At 58.6% G+C, this 1,559-nt stretch carries 1 protein-coding gene; it reads right to left on the bottom strand.

The window, feature by feature from the left end; genetic code table 11:
* Positions 1 to 276: 276 nt before the first annotated feature.
* Positions 277 to 1,464, bottom strand: a complete 1,188-nt coding sequence (locus tag INT19_RS11555) for an IS110 family transposase (protein ID WP_226912347.1) — start codon at positions 1,462 to 1,464, stop codon at positions 277 to 279.
* Between the last annotated feature and the right edge of the window lie 95 nt (positions 1,465 to 1,559).

The raw sequence follows: 1,559 nt of genomic DNA, 5'->3' as shown, positions 1-1,559 counted from the left end.
ACCTCCTGGTATGGATTGACCTGTCAAGGGCACGGTTATCTTTCGTTCATTCGGTTGTCCTCAATGCCTAGGGGTCAGGAAGCGAAGGGCTATCTGCGACGGTGGATCTCTCTGGTATTCGTGGGTTGGTTACCGACCTGTCATCACTTCGTCGCGGAGCTACCCTGCTCTACAAGCGAGGGTCACCCAGCCCCAGAGGGCGGGGCCTCATAGGAGGGCCAGGGGTTCTCCCACCGGCCCGACGCTCCCTGACACCTAGACACTGGAACGTGATAGTCATGCGGTTGCCCGGCTTCCGTGCGGTTTGCCCATAGCCTCACAGGCAATCGCCCACATAAACCCCGTCAATTCGCGCGCGACGGCGGTGATAACCTGCTGCTTCATCTTGCCCGTGGTCGCCAATCGACGGTAACGTCCGCAGAGTCGTTTCTGTGCTTCCCAGGCGATTGCCTGCACCGTCGGCGTGGTCTGCTCGGCTCGCTTCTCAATAATGCGCGTCTTGCGCGCGGGGAAGCGATAGCTCCAGGCGGCCTCCACCAACACACGACGCACATGACCATTACCCGTTTTAGTGATGCCTCCCTGTCGGCGACTACCGCCACTGGAGTGCTCGCTGGGCACTAGTCCCAGGTAGGCCATCAGTTGCCGCGGTGAGTCGAACCGGCTGATATCACCCAGCTCGGCCAGCACTGTCATGGCGGTAATCAGGCTGATCCCACGCATCGCCATTAGCGACCGAACCACCGAGGCCAGTGACCACTCCATTAACGCCGCTTCCATTTGCTTCTCTAACCCTGCAACGCGTCGTTGAGCCTCTCTCACGGCCTCAATGTACTCCTGTAGCACGATCTGCTGAATCCGATTATCGAAGCGGACGGTCTCGAGCCAGCGAAAATGAACCGGTATCCACTTACTTTTGCCAGTGTAGACCTTGCCGTGGCGTAGCAAGAATGCGCTCAGACGTTGACGTGCTTTAAGCTCAATGGCCTTCATATCCTCACGGGCACGTGTCAGATCACGAATGGCTTCCTGCTCGGGCGTGGGCACCCAGACCGGCGTGAGTTCGCCAGCACGTGAGAGACGGGCCAGCATGACGGCGTCTCGTCGGTCGGTCTTGACGCGATCTCCCGCACGACGAGGAATCAGTGATGGGGCAACCACTTCGCCATCATGGCCGCTGGCCTGAATCTGGTGATAGAGGCCGTAACCACAAGGGCCAGCCTCATAACTGAACAACAGAGGCTGCCCGTTGAACCGCTGGCTGAGCTGGCGAATCATCTTGTCAATGGCCTTGGATTCGTTAGGAATCTCGCCACGAAACTCGGGCTCGAGCCGCCCCGCCTCGGCGATAGAGACGGCAATGGTGGCCTTGTGCACATCCAGGCCGATATAAGCGGCATGGACGTTGCCAGCGCCGCTACGGCGTTCACCAAAGGACGGTTGATTTACGCTAGACTGTTTCATGACCTGCCTCCCTTAATAGTGGCTCTGCGTTGTTGCCTCAACCTCAACATAACCCACGAAGTTGAGGAGGGGCAGGTCAATCCATCATGTCTACA

The sequence above is a fragment of the Halomonas sp. 3A7M genome (genome assembly GCF_014897875.1).
Taxonomy (GTDB): domain Bacteria; phylum Pseudomonadota; class Gammaproteobacteria; order Pseudomonadales; family Halomonadaceae; genus Vreelandella.
This window is presented reverse-complemented; position numbering and strand designations above follow the sequence as displayed.